Annotated in this window: 5 protein-coding genes; 2 read left to right on the forward strand and 3 right to left on the reverse strand. The window is 76.0% G+C overall.

Translation table 11 applies throughout. The annotated features are described in order from the left end of the window. Positions 1-803 (reverse strand): UvrD-helicase domain-containing protein (locus CWIS_RS11065; protein ID WP_048343357.1); only part of this gene is annotated, 803 nt, incomplete at its 3' end. Positions 804-952: 149 nt separating this feature from the next. Here CWIS_RS11065 and CWIS_RS11070 point away from each other — a divergent pair. Then, complete coding sequence (locus CWIS_RS11070; RefSeq protein WP_048343358.1) at positions 953-1,213, forward strand: mycoredoxin; 261 nt, start codon at positions 953-955, stop codon at positions 1,211-1,213. A gap of 66 nt (positions 1,214-1,279) precedes the next feature. On the opposite strand, the gene nudC is transcribed toward CWIS_RS11070, so the two are convergent. Next, positions 1,280-2,320 (reverse strand): NAD(+) diphosphatase, encoded by a 1,041-nt coding sequence (gene nudC / locus CWIS_RS11075; RefSeq protein ID WP_048343360.1) that lies wholly within the window; start codon positions 2,318-2,320, stop codon positions 1,280-1,282. Positions 2,321-2,554: 234 nt separating this feature from the next. Here nudC and CWIS_RS11080 point away from each other — a divergent pair, with 234 nt between their 5' ends. Beyond that, positions 2,555-3,538: a phosphotransferase gene (locus CWIS_RS11080; protein WP_048343361.1), complete on the forward strand. Its 984-nt coding sequence runs from the start codon at positions 2,555-2,557 to the stop codon at positions 3,536-3,538. A gap of 96 nt (positions 3,539-3,634) precedes the next feature. Here the strand turns inward: CWIS_RS11080 and CWIS_RS11085 are convergent. Further along, positions 3,635-5,681 (reverse strand): ATP-dependent DNA helicase (locus CWIS_RS11085; protein ID WP_048343359.1); only part of this gene is annotated, 2,047 nt, incomplete at its 5' end.

Consider the following 5,681-nt stretch of genomic DNA (forward strand, 5'->3'; position numbering starts at 1 on the left):
AGGTGGTGCGGGGTCGCGCCGGCGAACGAGTAGATGGTCTGCGACGGGTCGCCGACGACGCACAGCTCCTGACGCCCGCCGAGCCACTGGTCGAGCAGGTACTGCTGCAGCGGGCTCACGTCCTGGTACTCGTCGACGACGAAGTGCCGGTACTGGCCGTGCACCTCGCGCGCCACGTCGTGCCGCTCGGCCAGCATCGCCGCGAGCAGCAGCAGCACGTCCTCGAAGTCGATGACGCCGCGCTCGTCCTTGACCTGCTCGTACGCGGTCATCAGGCGCGCGACCGCGGCGGCGTCGTGCCCGCCCGGGACCGGCCGGTCGACCGCGGCGGCCGCCACCGCGTACTCGTCGGGCACGACGAGGCTGACCTTGGCCCACTCGATCTCGCTGGCGAGGTCCCGTACGCCCGTGCGGTCCGCGGGCAGGCCGACCCTGCGCGCAGCCTCGGCGACCACCTGCGCCTTCGCCTCGACCAGCCGCGGGGGCGCGCCGCCGACGACCTTGGGCCAGAAGAACGTGAGCTGGCGCAGCGCCGCGGCGTGGAAGGTGCGTGCCTGGACGCCCGACGCGCCGAGCGAGCGCAGCCGCGTGCGCATCTCACCCGCCGCACGCGCCGTGAACGTCACGGCGAGGACATGGTCGGCGCGATACACGCCCGTGCGGATGCCGTAGGCGATGCGGTGCGTGATCGCGCGCGTCTTGCCCGTGCCCGCGCCCGCGAGCACGCACACCGGACCGCGCAGCGCGGTCGCCACGGCACGCTGCTCGGGATCGAGCGCGGTGAGCAGGTCGTCGGGGGACATCGCCGCACAGTCTCGCAGGCGTCGCCCACACGTCGCCGCGCTCACGCACAGGCCGCGGAATCCCCCGGGGGCGTCCGTGGTTGGCACGGGTGGACGGTGTCCGGCACCACCCTCCTGACGACCCACCCGACGAGGAACGACGAGGACCCATGACCACCCAGGCCCTGCCCGCCCCCGGCACGATCACGATGTACTCGACCACCTGGTGCGGGTACTGCCGCCGGCTCAAGACGCAGCTGGACTCGGCCGGGATCGGCTACACCGAGGTCGACATCGAGCAGCACCCGGACGCGGCCGACCTCGTCGCCTCCCTCAACGACGGCAACCAGACCGTGCCGACCGTCCTGTTCCCGGACGGCTCGGCGGCGACGAACCCCTCGCTCGTCGAGGTCCGCAGCCGCCTGTCCTGAGCCCGCGGGTCGCGGGCGAGGCCGCAGCCGAGGTGGCGGACGACGGGGGACTGTCGTCCGCGACCGTCAGAACGTCGCCGTCGTGTGCGGCAGCGGACCGCCGAACCAGTCCTCGATCAACGCCCGCGCGATCGACGAGGACGACGGCGGGATGACGTGGCCGTCGACGATCGCGCGCGCGAGCTCGTCGCGCGTGAACCAGCGCGCGAGCTCGACCTCGACGCCGTCCACCTGCACGTCGGTGGTCAGCGCGCGGCCGACGAACGCGACCATGAGCGACGCGGGGAACGGCCACGGCTGGCTCCCGGCGTACGTCACGTCGCCGACGACGACGCCCGTCTCCTCGGCGACCTCGCGGCGCACCGCGTGCTCGAGCGCCTCCCCCGGTTCCACGAACCCCGCGAGCGTCGAGTACCGCGCCGGGGCCCAGGCGCGCGCGTGCCCGAGGAGCAGCCGGTCGTCGGCGTCGAGGACCGCCATGATCACCGCCGGGTCCGTGCGCGGGTAGTGCTCCGAGCCGTCGACCGTGCAGGCCCGGACCCAGCCGGCCTGCGTCACGCGGGTCGGGCCGCCGCAGCGCGGGCAGCGCGGGTGCCGCTCGTGCCACGCGTCGAGCGCCACCGCGGTCGTGACGAGCCCCGCGTCGCGCGCCGGGAGCGCCGCGCCGATCTCGCGGGGCGACGCCCAGCGCACCGCCTCACGCGCGGCGGGCGGCGCGTGGTGCGCGTGCTGCTCGTCGGACCGCGAGGACGCGGCGTGCGTCGATGCGGTCGTCGCGTGGACCAGGCGATCGGCCGGGCTGCCCTCGCGCGGCAGGTCCGTGGTCTCGTCCGGGCTGCCCGCGACCCGCAGGCCCAGGTAGGCGATCTCGTCGTCGACGCCCAGGAGCAGCCAGGGGTCCTCGTCCGTGCGTCCGGAGGTCGCACGCGCGTCGGCGACCGTGCTCAGGACGAGCGCACCCGTGCCGTCCACGGGGACACGGCCCTCGCGCACCAGCACCACGCGCGTCGTGCTGGCGGCCAGGAACGCGGCCAGGTGGTGCTCGTCGCGCAGGTGCGCGCCGCGGTCGACGACCGCACGGGACAGGGGCAGCTCGTCCGACCTCACCGCGCCACCGTACGCGTGCGCCGCTCCCTCCTCGCGCGGCGTCCGTCGCCCCGTCGGGGCCGCCGCGCGTCCGTGGCGCCCACGCACCGCGCGCGGCCTCCGGGTCCGCCCGGCGACGCCGTGACCTCAAGGCACCGACGACCTCGGCCGCGCGGTCATCAAGTCAGGACGAATGGGACGGACACGCCGCGGCGTGTGCACGTGTCCGCGCCGCGCGCCGCCTACGCTGAGCACGTGCCTCGTTCCCCGCTCGCCCTCGCCGCCCTGGCCACGGTGGCCGTGCCGGGCCTGGACGCCTTCGACGTCCGGCGACCCGCGCACCCCGGAACCGACTTCGACATCGCGGTCGTCGTGGACGCCGCCCGCGGACGCTGGGTCGTGCGGGCCCCCGTGCACGCCGCCGCAGGCGCCGCGCTCGAGGCCGAGGTCGAGCTCCTCGCCGGCCTGGACCGCGCCGTGCACGACGGCACCCTCCCGTTCGCGGTGCCCGCGCCCGTCGGCTTCGCGCACCTGCCCGAGGGCGGCCGCGCCGCGGTGCACGCCGAGATCCCCGGCCACACGCTCGACGTGGCCGACCTCGAGCCGGGCCCGGGCCTGTGCGCGTCGCTGGGGCGAGCGATCGCCGCGGTCCACGAGCTGCCGACGAACGTCGTCGAGAACGCCGGCCTGCCGGTCTACGACGCGGGCGAGTACCGCCGGCGGCGGCAGGCCGAGGTCGACGAGGCCGCCCGCACCGGCAAGGTCCCACCCACGCTGCTGCGCCGGTGGGAGGAGCGCCTCGAGGACGTCGCGCTGTGGCGGTTCCGTCCCACGGTGGTGCACGGCGACCTGACCAACGAGCGCATCCTCGTGCGCGGCGGTGAGGTCAGCGGCATCCTGCACTGGGGTGACGCGAGCGTGGCCGACCCCGCCGACGACCTGTCGTGGCTGCTCGTCGCCGCGCCGCCGGACGCCGCGGACTCGATCCTCGAGGCGTACCAGCTACGCCGCACCGAGCTGCTCGACCCGCACCTGACCGAGCGCGCTCTGCTCGCGGGTGAGCTCGCGCTGGCACGGTGGCTGCTGTACGGCGTGCGGGCAGGCAACGAGGACGTCGTCGCGGACGCCGTGGCCATGCTCGAGGACCTCGACGAGCACACGCGCACGACGCCGGCCGAGAACATCTGGCACGACGAGGCACCCACCGCCCCGGTCGCCGCGGTCTCGTCGTACGCCTGAGCCCACGTCACTGCTGCGCCCGCCTCACGGGTGAGTCCCGGTCACAGGTGGCCCCGCCTCACGCATGCGGCCGGCCCAGGGCCGTGATGCGAGGCGTCAGGCCGGTTCCGTGACCGCGACGAGCAGGTCGGCGATCTCGCGCTCGCCGAGCAGGCGCGCGGGCCACACGGTCTCGCCGCTCGCGACGTAGTGGAACGCGGCGGCGACCCGGTCGAGCGGCGTCCCCGACCGGCGTGACCACGCGAGTCGGTACACGGCGAGCTGCAGCTCCCGCGCCGCGCGCGTCGCCTCGTCGCGCGGCGGAGCGCCCGTCTTCCAGTCCACGACGACGACGCCGCCCTGATCGACCGGGTCGCCCACTGCCGCCGGGAAGACCGCGTCGATCCGCGAGCGCAGCACGTACCCCGCCACGTGCGTCTCGACGTCGGCCTCGATCTCCAGCGGTCGGCGGTCCGCCCACGGCGAGGCGAGGAACGCAGCGCGCAGGCGCGCCTCGTCGACGTCGACGTCGTCGGGACCGTCCAGGTCGTCGTCCTCCGCCCCCGGGAGAGCGTCGAGGTCGACGAGCGTGGCCGCGCCGAAGTAGCCCTCGACCCATGCGTGGAACCGCGTGCCGAGCCGCGCGCGGCCGGACGGCTCGGGCGGGACCGGCCGGCGCAGCCCGCGCGCGAACTCGCCCGCGTCAGCGCCGAGCCGCACGAGCGCGGACGCCGACAGGTGCGAGGGGAGCTCGACCACTCCCGACGACTGGCGCGCGGCGCGCTGCTCGTCGAGCAACGTGCGGGCCAGGGTCTCCCACGGGGACCGCTCGTCGCCCGCCGACTCCCCACGCGCGTCGGCGAGCGCCGCGCGCACCCACCCCGCGGCCTGTTCGACCGCGGGCCGCCGGCCAGGGCCGTCCTCCAGCGCGAACGGGTCAGCCGGCCAGACGCCCGTCACCACCTGGCTCGCGGCCGGGTTGGCCTCGCCCGCGGCGGGCTCCCCCGCCCACCCCTCGGTGTCGACGAGGCCCGCCTCGGCGAGCTCGAGGAGGAACGTCGAGGGTCGTCGCACGGTCTTGCCGTCACCCCACCACGCACCGGTCAGCAGCAGGCGGCTCTTCGCGCGCGTCAGCGCCACGTAGGCGAGGCGGCGCTCCTCGGCGACCTCGTGCTCGCCCGCGTCGCGCAGGAACTGCTTGCGGCGCTCCTCGAGCTCCTTCGGGCTCTCCGCTCCCGCGTAGGCGAGCTGGGGCAGGTCGTCGACGTCGCCGCGCAGCGGGTAGGGCAGCTCGCCCAGGCCGACGAGCCACGCCGAGTCCTTCGGGCCCTCCTTGCCCTGAGTCGCGGTTGCGGGCAGCACGCCGTCGACGAGCCCCGCGACCGCCACGACGTCCCACTCGAGGCCCTTGGCCGCGTGGATGGTGATGAGCTGGACCGCGTCCGCATCCGGCTCGGTGACCGGCATCTCGAGACCGTTCTCGCGGGCGTCGGCGGCCTCGAGCCAGGACAGGAAGCCACCGAGGGTCGGCGCGTCGACCGAGCGGGCGAAGTCGACCGCCACGTCGCGGAACGCGTCCAGGTGCGCTCGCGCGCGGCCCACACCCACTCTCGCGCGCGCCGCGACCTCGATGTCGAGGTCCAGCAGGCGCTCGGCCTCGGCCACCAGGTCCGGCACCGCGAGGTACGCGTGCGCGCGCAGCGTGCGCAGCAGCGCCGCGAGCTCGCCGAGCCGGGCGCGGCCGGCATCGCTCAGCGAGCGGCCGTCCACGCTGTGCCATCCCGGGCGAGGGAGGTCGTCGAGCGCGTCGACGATGCTGCGCTCGTCGATCACGTCGACCTCCACGCCCGGTGCCCGGCCCGAACGCTGCCCCGCGAGCTCGGCGGCCCACGCCGCGAGCGCGTGCAGGTCGGACGCCCCGAGGCGGGTGCGCGCCCCGGTGACGAGCCGCACGAGCGCGTCGCCGCGCAACGGGTCGTACGCCGCCTGCAGAGCCGCCACCACGTCCACGACCTCCGGCGTCGACAGCAGCCCGCCGAGCCCGACGACCTCGACCGGGAGCCCCTGGGCCCGCAGCGCCCGGCGCAGCGCGCCGAACTGCGACCGCTTGCGGCACAGCACCGCGGCGCTGACCCGCCCGCCGCCCGGGCCGTGACCCGCGGCC

It is taken from the genome of Cellulomonas sp. A375-1 (assembly GCF_001040865.1).
GTDB classification, from domain to species: Bacteria; Actinomycetota; Actinomycetes; order Actinomycetales; family Cellulomonadaceae; genus Cellulomonas; species Cellulomonas gelida.